This is a genomic window from Vibrio sp. T20, from assembly GCF_007858795.1.
Lineage (GTDB): Bacteria > Pseudomonadota > Gammaproteobacteria > Enterobacterales > Vibrionaceae > Vibrio > Vibrio satsumensis.
The window spans coordinates 116,707-133,553 of record NZ_VFEB01000176.1 but is presented as its reverse complement, the minus strand read 5'-3'; the positions used below and the strand labels follow the sequence as shown (position 1 = coordinate 133,553).

The window sequence follows — 16,847 nt, the reverse complement described above, 5'->3', positions numbered from 1 at the left end:
TTATTATAACAACGCACTCACGGATTTGGTTCATGCTGTCATCAAGATTGCATGAAAAATAAGATAGAGTACGACTATCGAGTAAGCAGCTTTCACTCTTTGAGTGGCTTACTGGTCAATTTATAACACTCTCACTACTTAAGTGAGCTTGTAAGAACTATAGGGAAATTTCATGCCTACTGAAAAACCAACGATCATCTATACCATTACAGACGAAGCTCCGGCGCTAGCAACTTACTCTCTGCTGCCAATCATTCAATCTTTTACAGCTTCTTCTGGTATTAACGTTGATACTCGCGACATTTCACTTGCAGGGCGCATTATTGCCAACTTCCCTGATTATTTGAACGAAGAGCAACGCATTGGTGATGCATTAGCAGAACTAGGTGAATTGGCTAAGACACCAGAAGCAAACATTATCAAGCTTCCAAACATCTCTGCATCTGTGCCTCAGTTGCAAGCAACAATCAAAGAACTACAGTCAAAAGGCTACGCACTTCCAAACTACCCAGAAGAAGCAAACACCGACGAAGAGAAAGCCGTTAAAGCGACTTACGATAAAATCAAAGGCAGTGCAGTAAACCCTGTACTACGTGAAGGTAACTCGGATCGCCGCGCTCCACTTTCAGTAAAAAACTATGCGAAGAAAAACCCACATTCAATGGGTGCATGGTCTGCAGATTCTAAGTCGCACGTTTCAAGTATGGACGACAAAGACTTCTTCGGTAGCGAAAAATCAGTAACCATTGAAGGTGCTACGGAAGTTAGCATTGAATTCGTTGGCAAAGATGGCGCGAAGAAAACATTGAAGCCAGCTTTTGCACTGCAAGATAAAGAGATCATTGATGCGTCAGTGATGAACAAGGCCGCTTTGGTTGCGTTTTTCGAGAAAGAAATAGCGTCGGCTAAAGAGCAAGGTGTACTGCTTTCTCTTCATATGAAAGCGACGATGATGAAAGTATCTGACCCTGTGATCTTTGGTCATGCGGTTAAGGTTTACTATAAAGACGTATTCACTAAACACGGTCAGCTATTTGAAGAGCTTGGTGTGGATGTTAACAACGGCATCGGTGATGTATACGCGAAGATTGCATCGCTTCCTCAAGAGCAAAAACAGGCAATCGAAGCTGATCTACAAGCGGTATACGAGACTCAACCACCACTAGCGATGGTTGACTCGGATCGTGGTATTACTAACCTACACGTTCCAAGCGATATCATTGTTGATGCTTCTATGCCTGCAATGCTGCGTTCTTCTGGTCAAATGTGGGATCCAGAAGGTAAGCAAAAAGATACCAAAGCTATGATCCCAGATCGCAGCTACGCAAGCATTTACCAAGCGGTTATTGATTTCTGTAAAGAGAACGGCGCGTTCGATCCAACAACGATGGGTAGCGTACCAAACGTTGGCTTGATGGCTCAAAAAGCTGAAGAGTACGGTTCTCACGATAAGACTTTTATCCTTGAAGCTGCTGGTCAGGTTCAAGTTGTTGACGCTTCAGGCTCTGTGCTTCTAGAGCAAGACGTAGAGGAAGGCGACATCTTCCGTATGTGTCAGGTTAAAGATGCACCAATCCAAGACTGGGTTAAGCTTGCGGTAACTCGTGCTCGTGCATCGGGTGTCCCTGCGGTATTTTGGCTAGATGCGTCACGCGCGCATGATGCTCAGCTTATTAAGAAAGTTGAAGAGTACCTTCCTGAATACGATACTGATGGTCTTGAAATTAAGATCCTTGCTCCACTTGAAGCGACTCAATACTCACTGGTTCGTATCAAAGAAGGCCTCGATACTATTTCGGTTACAGGTAACGTATTACGTGATTACCTAACAGACTTGTTCCCGATTCTAGAGCTTGGTACATCAGCTAAGATGCTATCGATTGTTCCACTAATGAACGGTGGCGGTCTGTTTGAGACAGGTGCTGGCGGTTCTGCTCCTAAGCACGTACAACAAGTAGAGAAAGAAAACCACCTACGTTGGGATTCTCTAGGTGAATTCTTGGCACTAGCGGCATCTCTAGAGCACTTGAGCGTAGTAACGGGTAACGCTAAGGCACAAGTTCTAGCGGACGCGCTTGATAAAGCAACGGGTGAATTCCTAGACAACAACAAGTCCCCTTCACGCCGAGTAGGAGAGCTTGATAACCGTGGTAGCCACTACTACCTAGCGGCATACTGGGCTAAGGCGCTTGCTGAGCAAACGGCTGATGCTGATCTTGCTGCTGAGTTCGCAGGTGTGGCAAGTCAACTGGCTGAAAGTGAAGAAGCTATTGTTGCAGAGCTAAACAACGCTCAAGGTGTCGCTGGCGACTTAGGTGGTTACTACCTACTTGATGATGCACTGGTTTCAACACTAATGCGTCCAAGCTCAACACTAAACGCATTTATTGATGCATAGTGATTGGACTCATCGTTAGTCAGCCATGAACGTGATTTGCTAACGAGTTACTTGGCCTAACAGCTAAGTCATAGATAAAGTCAAAATGAAAGATGCTTTAACGATAACGTTAAAGCATCTTTTTTTCTTTCTAATACTTCCTAAGACCTAGTTTAATAGAATAGATTCTCGAACTGATTGTCCAGTGAGCAACTTTAGAGATCCCGGAACGAAAAAACCGCTCACGTAATCCTGTATTACAGGCATTAAATGAGCGGTTTCAATATTCTGTTTACCTGTCAGCCGTTAATGACGACTGATGGAGGTTAACATGAGTTGGCTTCGCCTATTTTGCGGCGCTGCCTTCTACAGGAACAACGGAGCTAGCGTGCGAGCCTTTAGGACCACTTTCTACTTCATAGTCGACCTGCTGACCAGCCTTTAGGGTTCGATAGCCTTCCATTTGTATTGTGGAGTAGTGCGCGAAAATATCGCCGTCTTCACCTTCTGGACAAATAAAGCCAAACCCTTTGGCATTGTTAAACCATTTTACTGTACCTGTAGCCATGCTATACATCCCTCATGCATTTTGTTACTAACGTTGTTATATCAATAGTTGTAAGTTCAATTGATATCATTCTTACCAGCTAAAGAATTTCAGCTGATAGCTTGAATCTCATACATTGCTTACGGAAATTAACGCTACCCTGCGTAATTATTCCTTATTGTTAATTTTTAAAGCGTGTTACTGGTTTTAAATCATGTTGCAAAAATGTATTAAAAAACCTTTTAGCTCCAATGTAGCTAATGATTGAGCACAGTCAATAGCAAATTGGTATAAAATTGATCAATTTTAATAACAAATCACATTCGAGATTAACTGCAAACTATTAACTAAATAGTAACTTAGCGGTGATCTTATCGTCAGTATCAATAGTTATGGTGTCTTTTTAATCAATCACATATGTTAATCCTGTTAATCGAGATCTTTTATTTGCAGCGATGGAAATGGTGGATTAGGCTCAGTATAGAGGAATATTTTTTGGTACTGTTTCTCGGTGCAGTTTCTTAGTACACCGTAAAGCGTGAATGTGGTAAATTTAAGTTAGGTAAACACTCACGACTTCCGAAAAATAACCCTTAGCAAAGCGATATGAGCAGAAACTTTGAATGGGCATCTCCAGGCTCAGATTTACTGGAGAAAGAAGCGACAAAAGTAAAGCCACCGGCAATGTATAACGTTGTATTAAATAACGATGATTACACGCCCATGGACTTTGTAATCGAGATCCTAGAGCGATTCTTCTCACTAGATATCGAAAAAGCAACGGAAGTGATGCTCAAGGTTCATTATGAAGGTAAAGCTATATGCGGTACGTACAGTGCTGAAATAGCGGAAACAAAGGTAGCGCAGGTTACGATGTACTCAAAGGAAAATGAGCATCCGCTACTATGTACAATGGAGCAAGTATAAATTGCTCGAACAACACTGTTGTTCCCTTAGGAGGTACTTATGCTAAATAAAGAATTAGAGACGAGTTTAAATGGCGCATTTGCTCGTGCGCGAGACAAGCGACATGAATTCATGACTGTCGAACACCTCCTACTAGCATTATTAGAAAATGATGCGGCCAAGGAAGCGCTCCAAGCTTGTCAGGCTGATCTCGATGCTCTTCGCAATGAGCTCGATATTTTTATCGATCAAACGACTCCACTTATCCCTGAAAGCGACGAGACTCGCGAAACCCAGCCTACGCTGAGTTTTCAACGAGTACTTCAGCGTGCTGTTTTTCATGTTCAATCTTCAGGTCGCAGCGAAGTAACAGGTGCTAACGTACTTGTGGCTATTTTTAGTGAGCAAGAATCTCACGCGGCATATCTTCTTAAGAAAAATGACATTAGCCGCTTAGATATTGTTAACTTCATCTCACACGGTATTACCAAAGCCAGCAACGAAGGAGACAGTCCTTCATCATCTGATTCATTTGGTGGTGCAGAAAATGCTGAAGAAGCGAATTCCGAAGACCGTTTAGAAAACTTTGCTACTAACCTTAACGAAGTAGCGAAGCAGGGCAATATTGACCCACTAATCGGTCGTGACAAAGAGCTAGAACGTACTATCCAAGTTCTGTGTCGTCGTCGTAAGAACAACCCTCTGTTAGTGGGTGAAGCGGGTGTAGGTAAAACTGCCATCGCGGAAGGCTTAGCATGGCGTATCGTTGAAGGGCAAGTGCCTGAAATCATTCAGAGCAGCGTGATTTATTCTCTGGATATTGGTTCGCTGCTAGCAGGAACGAAGTATCGTGGTGATTTTGAGAAACGTTTTAAAGCGATTCTTAAGCAACTAGAGAAAGAAGAAGATGCGATTCTGTTCATCGATGAGATCCACACCATTATTGGTGCTGGCGCTGCCTCTGGTGGTCAGGTTGATGCGGCAAACTTAATTAAACCACTACTAAGCAGTGGTAAATTACGTTGCATCGGCTCAACAACGTACCAAGAGTACAGCAGTATTTTTGAGAAAGAGCGTGCGCTAGCTCGTCGCTTCCAGAAAATCGATATTATTGAACCATCGCTAGACGACACTACCAAGATTCTGATTGGCTTGAAGCCAAAATACGAAGCTCACCACGAAGTGCGCTATACCAACAAAGCGTTGCGTGCAGCGGTCGAACTGTCAGCTAAATACATTAATGAACGTCACCTTCCTGATAAGGCCATTGACGTAATCGATGAAGCGGGCGCTCGTAGCCGTTTGGCACCAGCAAGCCGTCGTAAGAAGACGGTTAGCGTGGCGGACATTGAGTCAATGGTTGCGAAAATGGCTCGTATTCCAGAGAAGTCAGTATCGTCTTCAGACAAAGATACGCTACAGAAACTGGATGACCGCATGAAAATGTTGGTATTCGGACAAGATCCTGCAATCGATGTGTTGAGTGAAGCGATTAAGCTGACCCGTGCCGGATTGGGCGCAGACAATAAACCAGTTGGTTCATTCTTGTTTGCTGGTCCTACTGGTGTAGGTAAAACCGAGGTGACAGTTCAACTGTCTAAATTGATGGGCATTGAGCTTCTACGCTTTGATATGTCTGAGTACGGTGAGCGCCACTCTGTGAGCCGCTTGATTGGTGCTCCTCCTGGTTATGTTGGTTACGATCAAGGTGGTCTGCTAACTGACGCCGTAATCAAGAACCCGCACTCTGTTGTGTTACTTGATGAGATCGAAAAAGCTCACCCAGATATCTTTAACTTGTTGCTACAGGTTATGGATAACGGCACGCTAACTGATAACAATGGTCGTAAAGCGGATTTCCGTAACGTGATCTTAGTGATGACGACTAACGCTGGTGTAGCTGAAACGGAGAAGAAATCGATTGGCCTGATCCAACAAGATCATGCGCCAGATGCGATGGGCGAAATCAAGAAGGTATTTACTCCTGAGTTCCGTAACCGTCTCGATAATATCATTTGGTTCAACAGCCTTGATCCAACTGTGATTAGCCAAGTTGTTGATAAGTTTATTGTCGAGCTTCAGGTTCAACTGGATGCTCGTGGCGTATCTTTAGAGGTTTCTGAAGATGCTCGCCATTGGTTAGCAGACAAAGGTTACGATAAGACCATGGGTGCTCGTCCGATGGGACGTGTTATTCAAGACAAGCTTAAGAAGCCACTGGCAAATGAGTTATTGTTTGGTAGTTTAGTCGACGGAGGTACTGTGAAGGTATCCCTGAAGAAAGACGACCTAGACTTTGTTTATGTCGGTGCTAAAGAAGAGGTTATGCACTAACGAAGTGATTGATAACTCAAAAGTTTAAATATAGAACGCATGACTCCGGTTGTGCGTTTTTTTATGCTTGCGAGAGATGCGAGAGATGCGAGAGATGCGAGAGATGTTGGAGTGGTAAAAAATTTAGGCGATAAAAAACGGAGCATTAAGCTCCGCTTCTTATCGTAGTCGATAATTAAAAATTAACGAGCACGGAAGACGATGCGGCCTTTAGAAAGGTCGTATGGAGTCATCTCAACAGTTACTTTATCACCAGTAAGAATACGGATGTAGTTCTTACGCATTTTACCAGAGATGTGTGCTGTCACTACGTGACCGTTTTCAAGCTCAACACGGAACATTGTGTTTGGTAGAGTATCAAGGACAGTGCCTTGCATCTCGATTACGTCTTCTTTAGCCATCTAATCCTCTTTCGAAATTTGGCGGTTTTCAACGGCTTGATTGTGCCGTTAAAATCAAAATATGTAAAGTTGTCGCGTATTCTACCCTTGCCACCGCTGATTTACTAGCCTTTGATGACGTTGAAATCGTACTTTATAGTTCATCGCAGGGCATTCATCGATTTGATAACCCAAATATAACCATTGTTTTTGTTCTTTCTGGGCATGCTGGATCTGAAATAGAACGCCAAGTGTTCCCATCGAAATGTCGATATCAGGATCGAAGAAGGTATAAAATGCGCTTGTACAGTGAGTCATGATGTCGGTTACGGCGATAGCAACCAACTTGTTCTCATCATAGATATGCATGAACTTTGTAGTAAGCCACTCATTTTTAGAGAACTGTAGAAACTCTTCTTTCTTTGGTGGATACATGGTTCCCGAACGGTGACGAGCGGTGATATACCGACTGTATAAATCAAACCAGTTGTCATCCATCTCATCTTTCAGTTCCCAACGCAGTGATTTTCCCTTGTTAAGGATTCGTCGTTGGCTTTTGGAAAGCTTTACCTCAGGAATAGAAAGCCGAATCGCTTGGCATGCTGAGCAATTATCGCAATGTGGCTTATAAATGGTTGCTCCACTGCGGCGAAATCCATTCGCAAGCAGAACTTCATAGTTATCTGAGGTGTGCATGTGTTCATCAAGCGTGACCGCCACTCTCTCTTCGAGGTGAGATAAGTAGCTGCAAGCGTGATTGTCTGTTAATCCAATTCTGATTTGTTGTAAATCTGGATTCATTAAGGCATTTCCTTTAGCCATTGGGTTTTAAAGCATGCATCGTTAACGGAGAATTCTTTGAGTAATTGCAGGGAACCTAGGAATTCATCCCTATCAACCTCGATAGCGCCTAAGGATTCCAAGTGAGGGTTCATGACTTGGCAATCAATCATTTGTCCGCCGAATTGTGTAAAGTGTTCACAAAAGTACCACAGCGCAATTTTAGAGGCATTGCTCTTTAGGCTGAACATCGATTCACCGCAAAAGACTTGGCCTCTTTGTAAGCCATAAAGTCCGCCGATTAGCTCATCATCTTGCCAAACCTCAACCGAGTGGCAGAAACCTAATGAAGCGAGTTTGCGGTAGGCTGACTGCATGTCACTGTTTAGCCAGGTTTCTTCTTCGGGTCTTAGTGAAGAGCAATACCCAATTACTCTGTCCGTCGCTTGGTTGATGCTGACACGGTAATTGTGCTTTCTTTGAAACTTTTTAAGACTTTTTGACGATTCGAATGTCTTAGGATTAAATACCGCTCGCGGTGCAGGGCTCCACCAAAGTATAGGCTCACCTGGGCCATACCATGGAAATATACCTTGGCTATAAGCGTTTAAAATTCGCATTGGTGATAAATCACCACCGAAGGCGAGCAGACCGTTGGGTTCATCAAGCGCGTCGAAAGGCGAAGGAAACTCTATACTAGTAGTATCAAGTTCGGTTAGGTATATAGTCATAAGTACCGCATTACAGATTAATCACTGACCAAGAGGTCTTTAGGAGTTTTACCATGAAGAAGTTGCTTTGGATTTTACTTGTTTTGCCCATGTTGGCAAATGCAGCTTACAACAGAAACCAAGCTCGACCAGTAAACGAGGTGGTTTATGGTGAGATTGATACGGTTAGATACATCACTCAGCAAGAGATCGTTGAATCGAAAGCGAATGGTTGGGAAACCTTGTTAGGTGCGGCGATTGGTGGCTTGATTGGTAACCAGTTTGGCGGCGGCACCGGTAAAGAAGTAGCGACAGCTGTCGGTGCAGTAGCAGGTGCGGGTATTGCTCGTAACCGCGGTAACACACAATATAAAGTAGAGTACAAACTGGTCGAGTTATTGGTCAAAACTAAAGACGATAAGTTGGTCAACATCATCCAAGATGTCGATAACTCGATGCTGTTTAACCGAGGCGATGATGTACGAATTCTCTATTTTTCAGATGGTGTTCGAGTTGATCTAGTGTACTAGTATATAAATACGATTGATTGGCTAATTAATCACCTGATTGAGTGGGATTAGCTCTGGAGTTCGTTGGAAAAGTTCGTTAGTCTGCAAGTACGAAGAATTATTCATCACCCGAAAATAAATACGCGCCAGTGACTTCGGGTGGTACAAGGACTATAAGATTTAATGGAAAGCCTTACGTTACAACCAATTCAAAAAGTGAACGGGGAAGTTAACCTACCTGGTTCAAAAAGCGTTTCCAACCGTGCACTTCTTTTGGCTGCACTTTCAACGGGAACCACTCGCCTAACAAACTTGCTAGACAGTGATGACATTCGCCATATGTTGAATGCCTTGACTCAACTAGGTGTTAATTATCAGCTGTCTGCAGACAAAACTGTTTGTGAAGTAACGGGTGTTGGTGGTGTATTCTCAAGTGATAAAGCCCTAGAGCTTTTTTTAGGTAACGCGGGTACGGCGATGCGTCCTCTGGCGGCTGCACTATGTTTAGGTCGCGGTGAATACGTTCTTACTGGTGAGCCGCGCATGAAAGAGCGCCCAATTGGCCATTTAGTAACTGCACTGCGAGCTGCTGGTGCCGACGTTGAATACTTAGAAAACGAAAACTACCCACCATTGAAGATCACAGGTACAGGTTTGAAGAGCGGTACGGTTTCTATCGACGGTTCTATCTCTAGCCAGTTTTTGACGGCATTTTTGATGGCTGCGCCCTTAGCTGAAGGTGAAGTGACCATTAAAATTGAAGGTGAATTAGTTTCTAAACCTTACATCGATATTACGCTGCACATCATGAAGCAATTTGGTGTGGACGTGATCAATAATGATTACCAAGAGTTTGTTATTCCCACTGGGCAATCTTACTCGGCACCGGGTGATTTCTTGGTTGAAGGTGATGCATCATCTGCGTCATATTTCCTTGCTGCGGCTGCGATTAAAGGTGGTGAGATTAAGGTTACTGGTATTGGTAAAAACAGTATCCAAGGTGATATCCAATTCGCTGATGCGCTTGAGAAAATGGGTGCCGAAATCGAATGGGGTGACGACTATGTTATTTCTCGTTGTGGTGAGCTGAAAGGCATTGATATGGACTATAACCATATTCCAGATGCTGCGATGACTATCGCGACGACCGCGTTGTTTGCTAAAGGTACAACGGCAATCCGTAATGTCTACAACTGGCGTGTGAAAGAGACAGACCGCTTGGCTGCAATGGCTACAGAGCTACGCAAAGTTGGTGCTGAAGTGGAAGAGGGCGAAGATTACATCATTGTTAACCCTGTAGCAGAACTGACTCACGCGGCGATTGATACTTACGATGATCACCGTATGGCGATGTGTTTCTCACTGGTTGCTTTGAGCGATACGCCTGTGACGATTAACGATCCAGGTTGTACGTCAAAGACATTCCCTGATTACTTCGATAAGTTGAAAATGCTGAGCCAGTAAAGGTTCAGGAACTGAAAAAGCTTGCCTAAATGGCAAGCTTTTTAATTATTGCTGAATTGTAAATTCTTTCGAAAGGTGGTGCGCTAAGTATTTAAACATGTTAAATACCGCGGTTGTATTCTCGGTCGGCATTCCATTGCTGTCTAAGAAGTATTCACCTTTGAAGACGAGTACATCGTCTTTTTCTACTACGCTGTTTGCGCGCATGCCTTCAATGTAGTCATCATGTGATTGGATAATTTGGTTTGCGATAAGCAGTAAATCAAATTCTGCTATTACTTTCTTTGTCATGAGTTTATCTCTGATAACTGAATATAACGTTGAGTTTATGGTGTCGAACTAGAAATTCAATGATTTCACAACCGATTAAGAGAGTCTTTTCAAACATCCACAATTTATTTTGTGATTTACGGCAAAAATAATTGAATGGGGCTCGCGTTAGATTCGTGGACAAGCTTAGTATGAGCCCGTTTAGACGTAATGCCTGATGAATAGGCTCTTGCAAGTATTCTTCGTGAGTACTTTATAGCTTCTTTATATTGTGACCCTTTTATCTGTGAGTCGTCGAATTGTCGAGCGATCAGATCCAATTTTGAAAAAAGCGGTTGATCTTCTAGTAATCTCGCACAATAGTAAAAAAAGAAGCAATGAATTTAGAATATCATGCGTAAAAGCCCACAAGCTAAATTGTTGGTGCTGAAGCATCGTGATTAAGGACGTTAGAGTCAATATGGGTAAATCGCTCGTTATAGTGGAGTCGCCAGCCAAGGCTAAAACTATCAATAAATATCTTGGCAAAGACTTTGTCGTTAAGTCGAGTGTAGGTCACGTACGTGATTTACCAACGGCGGGTCAAAGTACTGGTCAAAAGGCTGCTGCAGTTTCAACCAAGGGTATGAGCCCAGAAGATAAAGCTCGTATCAAGAAAGAAAAAGATCGCAAAGCTCTTATCAAAAAGATGGGTATCAACCCGTATAAAGAGTGGGAAGCGAACTACCAAATCCTACCTGGTAAAGAGAAAGTCGTCGCTGAATTGCAAAAACTGGCTGAGAACGCAGACCATGTTTATCTCGCAACCGATTTGGACCGCGAAGGAGAAGCTATCGCATGGCACCTTCGTGAGATCATCGGTGGCGATGAAACGCGATACAAGCGAGTGGTTTTTAACGAAATCACCAAGAATGCTATTCAACAAGCTTTCGAAACTCCAGGTGAGTTAAACATTGATGGCGTAAACGCACAACAAGCACGACGTTTTATGGACCGTGTTGTTGGCTTTATGGTGTCACCTCTGCTTTGGAAAAAAGTAGCACGAGGCCTGTCCGCTGGCCGTGTTCAATCAGTAGCGGTAAAACTACTGGTAGAGCGTGAGCGCGAGATCAACGCCTTTATCCCTGAAGAGTTCTGGGATGTGCATGCTGATACTAAAACAGCAGAGAAAACCGACTTTAGACTGCAAGTAGCGCAGAAAGACGGTGTTGCGTTTAAACCTGAAAATGAAGCGCAAACACAAGCTGCTGTTAGCGTTTTAGAAAAAGCGCAATATGAAGTATGTAAACGTGAAGACCGCCCAACAAAGAGTAAGCCGTCTGCACCTTACATCACGTCGACGCTGCAGCAAGCGGCGAGTACGCGTCTTGGTTATGGCGTAAAGAAAACCATGATGTTGGCTCAACGCCTGTATGAAGCGGGTTACATCACTTATATGCGTACTGACTCAACCAACTTGAGTTCAGAAGCTGTAGAAGCCGCTCGTGAATACATTGGTTCTGAGTACGGCGCGCAATACCTTCCACCTAAAGCACTTGTATACGGCAGCAAAGAGGGCGCTCAAGAGGCACACGAAGCGATTCGTCCTTCAAGTGTAGATGTTAAGTCGGAAGATCTAAACGGCGTAGACGCAGACGCACACAAGCTTTATTCACTGATTTGGAATCAGTTCGTTGCGTGTCAAATGACACCAGCTCAATACGATTCAACGACAGTAAGCGTTAAAGCAGATGAGTACACGTTAAAAGCGAAAGGGCGTATTCTTAAATTTGATGGTTGGACTCGTGTTCAGCGTCCAATGGGTAAGAACGAAGATACGATCCTTCCAGCAGTTCAGATCGGCGATAAGCTTGATTTGATCGCTCTGGACCCTAAACAGCACTTCACTAAGCCACCTGCTCGTTTCACTGAAGCGGCGCTAGTTAAAGAGCTTGAGAAGCGTGGTATTGGTCGTCCTTCAACATACGCATCAATCATCTCGACGATTCAAGATCGTGGTTATGTAAAAGTTGAACAACGTCGTTTCTATGCTGAGAAGATGGGTGAAATTGTTACTGACCGTCTAGACGGCAGCTTCAATGACCTAATGAACTACGACTTCACTGCTCGTATGGAGCAGAAGTTGGACCAAATCGCAGAAGGCGAAGCAAGCTGGAAAGGCGTGTTAGATAACTTCTTCGAAGACTTTACTGGCGATTTGGAAAAAGCAGACTTAGACGAAGACGCTGGTGGTATGAAGCCAAATCATATCGTGGAAACCGATATTGAGTGTCCGACTTGTAGCCGTAAAATGGGCATTCGTACTGCTTCGACAGGCGTATTCCTTGGTTGTTCTGGCTATGCACTTCCACCAAAAGAGCGTTGTAAGACAACAATTAACCTTGGTGATGAAGAGGGCATTATCAACGTGCTTGAAGAAGACGTTGAAACAGCAGCACTTCGAGCTAAAAAGCGTTGTCCTATTTGTGAAACGGCAATGGATGCTTATCTAATCGATGATAAGCGTAAGATGCACGTATGTGGTAACAACCCGAACTGTGAAGGTTATGTGGTTGAGCACGGCGAATTTAAAGTGAAAGGCTACGATGGTCCACTTGTTGAGTGTGACAAGTGTGGTTCTGACATGGTTCTGAAGAACGGTCGTTTTGGTAAATACATGGACTGTACGAGTGAAGACTGTAAGAACACTCGTAAGATTCTGAAAAATGGCGAAGTTGCGCCACCGAAAGAAGACCCGGTGCATTTCCCTGAACTTCCATGTGAAAATTCAGACGCGTACTTTGTTCTTCGTGATGGTGCTTCTGGTCTATTTATGGCTGCGAGCAACTTCCCTAAATCACGTGAAACGCGTGCACCATTAGTGGAAGAGCTGGTTCGTTTTAAAGACCGTATCTCACCTAAGTTCCAATACCTAGCATCAGCGCCAGTTGCTGACCCTGATGGTAAGCCGACAGTGGTTCGTTTTAGTCGTAAGACCAAAGAAAACTACGTTCGTACTGAAGTAGATGGAAAACCGTCCGGTTGGACTGCGTTGTACATCGACGGTAAGTGGGAAGTTACGGATAAGCGTAAAAAGCCTAAAGAGAAGTAACTGAACGTTATTGATGAAAAAGCAGCCATTAGGCTGCTTTTTTTGATCTCAATATGACTAAATATGCAACTTATTGATTTGGTGTTTCGTCTGCGAGAATTTATTAAATTCACACTGAAAAATAAATAACAGAAATTAATCACATCTTCTTATGCAACTTTAACGAGAATGTAACTTAATTAAAATATTGTAACTCACAGATCAGCGTTTAGTTGTATACCTGATGTGTGTCGGGTGTTAATGTAATGTTTCGTCTGGACGATGTAGTGTGAGCTGCTTTAAGTCTTAGGAAAGCAATCAGCTTACGTACCACAGAATGGCGTATTAAAAATTGAATTCGGCCGAAAAGTCGATAACGTATATAAAACCAAGTGCAAAGAATAGTGCACACATAACAACGTTTGGCTTAGGATATTGTCACTGTATGTGAATGGATATTCGCTAAATACCGAAATAAGTGTTGGTGCTCATCCCCCAGAGGAAGATACCTCTACGAGTACTAACATCGACAAGCTATAGATATATGGAGAATAAAATGGCTGGTGTATTGGGAATGATTCTTGCTGGTGGTGAAGGCTCTCGCTTAAGACCTTTAACTGAATCTCGCAGCAAACCCTCGGTTCCTTTCGGTGGTAGTTACCGCTTAATTGATTTCGCTTTGAACAACTTCGTTAATGCTGATCTAATGAAGATCTACGTATTAACACAATTTAAGTCACAGTCACTGTTCCACCATATGAAAAAAGGCTGGAATATCAGTGGTATAACAGACCGTTTCATCGACCCAATTCCTGCACAAATGCGTAAAGGAAAGCGTTGGTATGAAGGCACAGCAGATGCTATCTACCAAAACATGGGCTTTATGGAGTTGGAAGAACCTGATCAAGTCTGTATTTTTGGTTCAGACCATATCTATAAGATGGACATCAAACAGATGCTTGATTTCCATAAAGAGAAGAAAGCGGCTCTAACAGTATCAGCATTGCGCATGCCGCTTGCTGAAGCATCAGAATTCGGTGTTATTGAGGTTGATGCTGATGGCCGTATGATTGGCTTTGAAGAGAAACCTGCAAATCCGAAGTCGATCCCGGGCGATCCAGAATCAGCGCTCGTTTCAATGGGCAATTACGTGTTCGAAGCGAAAGAGCTTTTTGCTGAACTAACGGAAGATGCTGATAGAGAAGGTTCGACACACGATTTCGGCAAAGACATTATTCCAAACATGTTCCCACGTGGTGATGTGTTTGTTTATGATTTCAGCACCAATCGTATTACTGGTGAGAAAGAAGAAGTTTACTGGCGCGATGTAGGTACGATTGACGCGTACTGGCAAGCGCATATGGACCTTCTTAAGAAAGATGCGCCATTCTCGCTATACAACCGTAAATGGCCTCTACACACTTATTACCCGCCACTACCACCTGCTACGTTTACTGATTCGGCAAATGGTCGAATTCAGATAATTGATAGTCTTGTTTGTAGCGGTAGTTACGTACGTGGTTCGCGTATTGAAAAGAGTGTACTGGGTTTCCGCAGCAATATCGCATCAGCGTGTGATATTAGCGAAAGTATCTTACTCGGTGATGTAAAAGTGGGTGAGGGTTGTATCCTGCGCCGCGTTATCATTGATAAAGATGCAGATATCGCACCGGGTACACAGATTGGTGTAAATCTGACAGAAGACAAAAAGCATTACCACGTATCTGACGATGGTGTCGTAGTGATTTCTAAAGGAGCACGAGTTGGTTACTAAGACTCTCTCGGTACTTTTTGTAGCGTCTGAAGTTGAAGGCTTGATTAAAAGTGGTGGCTTGGCTGATGTAGCCAAGGCACTACCGAAAGCGTTGCAAACACTCGAACAGGACGTTCGAGTGACTATCCCCGCCTATAGAAATATTCCAAACATTGATTCAGCAGAAGTTGTTTTATCGACTGAACTCGATCATTGGCCTCATACGGCTTACCAAGTGAAAAAACTGAGCGTAGAAGGCGTTCCAGTTTTTGGTATTGAATGTGCCAAGTATTTCGACCGCCCGGAAATGTACGCAGAAAACAATCAAGCTTATGCTGATAACGGAGAGCGCTTCTCGTTCTTTAGTGCAGCCTGTCTTGATATGCTTCCTAAACTTGGTTTTCAACCGGATATCATTCATGCAAATGACTGGCATACAGGTTTCGTTCCTTTCTTGCTTAAATCGCGTTACCAACAACACGATTTCTTTGAAAATACACGCAGTGTTATCTCGATTCACAATGCGGTATTCAAAGGTGTGTTCGCATACGATGAATTACAATTCCTGCCAGAGATGCACAGTTATCATGTGCCAGAAGCTTCAGTGAGTGACACTCATGTCACTATGCTAAGAGCTGGCGTGATGTGCGCTGATAAAGTGAACGCTGTAAGTCCTACCTATGCAGAAGAGTTGAAAACGGAATTAGGTAGCCACGGTATGGCTGCAGAATTCCAACACAGATCAGCTGATCTGTTCGGCATTTTGAATGGTTGCGATTACGGAGCTTGGAACCCGGAAACAGACGCTTTCCTTCCTCGTAAATACAAAGCGACTAAGCACAGCATGGCTCGCGGAAAATCAGCTTGTAAGCAAAAGCTGCAACAAGACGTGGGTTTACCCGTTGCCGATTGCGCGGTTTATGGCATGGTTTGTCGCCTGACGAATCAAAAAGGCGTTCACTACTTACTGCCTATCATCGATCAGTTCTTGAAAAACGACCTTCAGATTGTGATTGTCGGTACAGGTGATCCGGTTTTGGCGAGTCAGTTGAAAGAGCTATCAGCACTTCACTCAGACAAGTTCTCATTCGTAGAGGCCTACAATAATGAACTAGCGCACTTGGTTGAAGCTGGCTCTGATTTCTTTTTGATGCCTTCTGAATTTGAACCTTGTGGTTTAAATCAAATCTATAGTATGGCTTATGGTACTTTGCCTATTGTTCGCTCTGTAGGCGGCTTAAAAGACAGTGTGAATGATTACGATCAGGATCCTGAGGTAGCGACAGGGTTTGCTTTTGAAGAGCCAACACCGCAAGCGCTACTGGCAGTATTGCATCGTTCATTGCTGCTTTATGCTCAAAATTCATCTGAAATTAAGCGTGTTCAGCTTTATGCAATGCAGCAAGATTTTAGTTGGGAAGATGCGGCAAAAGAATACCTTGTGATGTACCACTCTGCATTTTAACTTGCTGACTTAGCTTAAAAAGTTGGTTTATGAACAATTGCAGTTCTTAATAGAAGAAGGCACTCTGATAGCAGAGTGCCTTCTTGTTTTCTGGTCAGAGCACATCTCGTTTGCGAAGACAAAGCTTGCAAACTCATTTTAGTCATGTAGAAAAGGCAGGGTAGGTATTCACATGACTAATGTTAGGTTTGACACTATTATCACTTAAAGTTCTTAATAGCGTGATATCCTTGGTCATCGCCTCGTGATGAGGCAGAGCTCCACTCCAATAATTAAAGCGAT

At 43.5% G+C, this 16,847-nt stretch carries 13 protein-coding genes; 8 read left to right on the top strand and 5 right to left on the bottom strand.

Annotated features, from left to right (window positions below):
- Positions 1-172 precede the first annotated feature (172 nt).
- Positions 173-2,398: an NADP-dependent isocitrate dehydrogenase gene (locus FTW16_RS19455; RefSeq protein ID WP_146492190.1), complete on the top strand. Its 2,226-nt coding sequence runs from the start codon at positions 173-175 to the stop codon at positions 2,396-2,398.
- A 325-nt stretch (positions 2,399-2,723) separates the two neighbouring features.
- Here the strand turns inward: FTW16_RS19455 and cspD are convergent, their stop codons facing one another.
- Positions 2,724-2,945 carry a cold shock domain-containing protein CspD gene (gene cspD, locus FTW16_RS19450; protein WP_004736548.1) on the bottom strand — a complete coding sequence of 74 codons (222 nt, stop codon included), beginning with the start codon at positions 2,943-2,945 and terminating at the stop codon, positions 2,724-2,726.
- A 585-nt stretch (positions 2,946-3,530) separates the two neighbouring features.
- Between cspD and clpS the strand changes: the two genes are divergently transcribed.
- A complete protein-coding gene (gene clpS / locus FTW16_RS19445) occupies positions 3,531-3,851 on the top strand; it encodes an ATP-dependent Clp protease adapter ClpS (protein ID WP_004737430.1) in 321 nt (106 codons plus the stop codon).
- Positions 3,852-3,890: 39 nt separating this feature from the next.
- Positions 3,891-6,164, top strand: a complete 2,274-nt coding sequence (clpA, locus tag FTW16_RS19440) for an ATP-dependent Clp protease ATP-binding subunit ClpA (protein WP_019824423.1) — start codon at positions 3,891-3,893, stop codon at positions 6,162-6,164.
- 182 nt (positions 6,165-6,346) lie between these two features.
- Here clpA and infA read toward each other — a convergent pair whose 3' ends face one another.
- The 3 genes from infA to aat form a co-directional block, all read right to left on the bottom strand.
- On the bottom strand, positions 6,347-6,565 hold the full coding sequence (gene infA / locus FTW16_RS19435) for a translation initiation factor IF-1 (RefSeq protein ID WP_001040192.1): 219 nt from the start codon (positions 6,563-6,565) through the stop codon (positions 6,347-6,349).
- Positions 6,566-6,646: 81 nt separating this feature from the next.
- A complete protein-coding gene (locus tag FTW16_RS19430; RefSeq protein ID WP_029405336.1) occupies positions 6,647-7,345 on the bottom strand; it encodes an arginyltransferase in 699 nt (232 codons plus the stop codon).
- Positions 7,345-8,055: a leucyl/phenylalanyl-tRNA--protein transferase gene (aat, locus tag FTW16_RS19425; RefSeq protein ID WP_146492189.1), complete on the bottom strand. Its 711-nt coding sequence runs from the start codon at positions 8,053-8,055 to the stop codon at positions 7,345-7,347. Before aat ends, FTW16_RS19430 begins: the two co-directional genes overlap by 1 nt.
- 53 nt (positions 8,056-8,108) lie before the next feature.
- Between aat and FTW16_RS19420 the strand changes: the two genes are divergently transcribed.
- The gene (locus FTW16_RS19420; RefSeq protein ID WP_004736438.1) at positions 8,109-8,564 is read left to right on the top strand and encodes a glycine zipper 2TM domain-containing protein; all 456 of its coding nucleotides are present in this window, start codon (positions 8,109-8,111) and stop codon (positions 8,562-8,564) included.
- Positions 8,565-8,726: 162 nt separating this feature from the next.
- On the top strand, positions 8,727-10,007 hold the full coding sequence (gene aroA / locus FTW16_RS19415) for a 3-phosphoshikimate 1-carboxyvinyltransferase (RefSeq protein WP_146492188.1): 1,281 nt from the start codon (positions 8,727-8,729) through the stop codon (positions 10,005-10,007).
- Between the two features lie 45 nt (positions 10,008-10,052).
- Here the strand turns inward: aroA and FTW16_RS19410 are convergent, their stop codons facing one another.
- Positions 10,053-10,298 carry a YciN family protein gene (locus tag FTW16_RS19410; protein ID WP_017062104.1) on the bottom strand — a complete coding sequence of 82 codons (246 nt, stop codon included), beginning with the start codon at positions 10,296-10,298 and terminating at the stop codon, positions 10,053-10,055.
- 439 nt (positions 10,299-10,737) lie between these two features.
- Here FTW16_RS19410 and topA point away from each other — a divergent pair, with 439 nt between their 5' ends.
- From topA to glgA, 3 genes are all read left to right on the top strand, one after another.
- Positions 10,738-13,368 (top strand): type I DNA topoisomerase, encoded by a 2,631-nt coding sequence (topA, locus tag FTW16_RS19405; protein WP_017062103.1) that lies wholly within the window; start codon positions 10,738-10,740, stop codon positions 13,366-13,368.
- Between the two features lie 523 nt (positions 13,369-13,891).
- The gene (glgC, locus tag FTW16_RS19400) at positions 13,892-15,121 is read left to right on the top strand and encodes a glucose-1-phosphate adenylyltransferase (RefSeq protein WP_080582251.1); all 1,230 of its coding nucleotides are present in this window, start codon (positions 13,892-13,894) and stop codon (positions 15,119-15,121) included.
- Positions 15,111-16,565 carry a glycogen synthase GlgA gene (gene glgA / locus FTW16_RS19395; RefSeq protein ID WP_146492187.1) on the top strand — a complete coding sequence of 485 codons (1,455 nt, stop codon included), beginning with the start codon at positions 15,111-15,113 and terminating at the stop codon, positions 16,563-16,565. The genes glgC and glgA overlap by 11 nt, the downstream gene beginning before the upstream one ends.
- Positions 16,566-16,847: the final 282 nt, after the last annotated feature.

Excerpts from the sequence above, each read along its gene's own strand:
- FTW16_RS19455 (WP_146492190.1), top strand. The coding sequence starts at position 173 with ATGCCTACTGAAAAACCAACGATCATCTATACCATTACAGACGAAGCT.
- FTW16_RS19420 (WP_004736438.1), top strand. The coding sequence starts at position 8,109 with ATGAAGAAGTTGCTTTGGATTTTACTTGTTTTGCCCATGTTGGCAAAT.
- infA (WP_001040192.1), bottom strand. The coding sequence starts at position 6,565 with ATGGCTAAAGAAGACGTAATCGAGATGCAAGGCACTGTCCTTGATACT.
- clpS (WP_004737430.1), top strand. The coding sequence starts at position 3,531 with ATGAGCAGAAACTTTGAATGGGCATCTCCAGGCTCAGATTTACTGGAG.
- FTW16_RS19410 (WP_017062104.1), bottom strand. The coding sequence starts at position 10,298 with ATGACAAAGAAAGTAATAGCAGAATTTGATTTACTGCTTATCGCAAAC.
- glgC (WP_080582251.1), top strand. The coding sequence starts at position 13,892 with ATGGAGAATAAAATGGCTGGTGTATTGGGAATGATTCTTGCTGGTGGT.
- clpA (WP_019824423.1), top strand. The coding sequence starts at position 3,891 with ATGCTAAATAAAGAATTAGAGACGAGTTTAAATGGCGCATTTGCTCGT.
- cspD (WP_004736548.1), bottom strand. The coding sequence starts at position 2,945 with ATGGCTACAGGTACAGTAAAATGGTTTAACAATGCCAAAGGGTTTGGC.
- aat (WP_146492189.1), bottom strand. The coding sequence starts at position 8,055 with ATGACTATATACCTAACCGAACTTGATACTACTAGTATAGAGTTTCCT.
- FTW16_RS19430 (WP_029405336.1), bottom strand. The coding sequence starts at position 7,345 with ATGAATCCAGATTTACAACAAATCAGAATTGGATTAACAGACAATCAC.
- aroA (WP_146492188.1), top strand. The coding sequence starts at position 8,727 with ATGGAAAGCCTTACGTTACAACCAATTCAAAAAGTGAACGGGGAAGTT.
- topA (WP_017062103.1), top strand. The coding sequence starts at position 10,738 with ATGGGTAAATCGCTCGTTATAGTGGAGTCGCCAGCCAAGGCTAAAACT.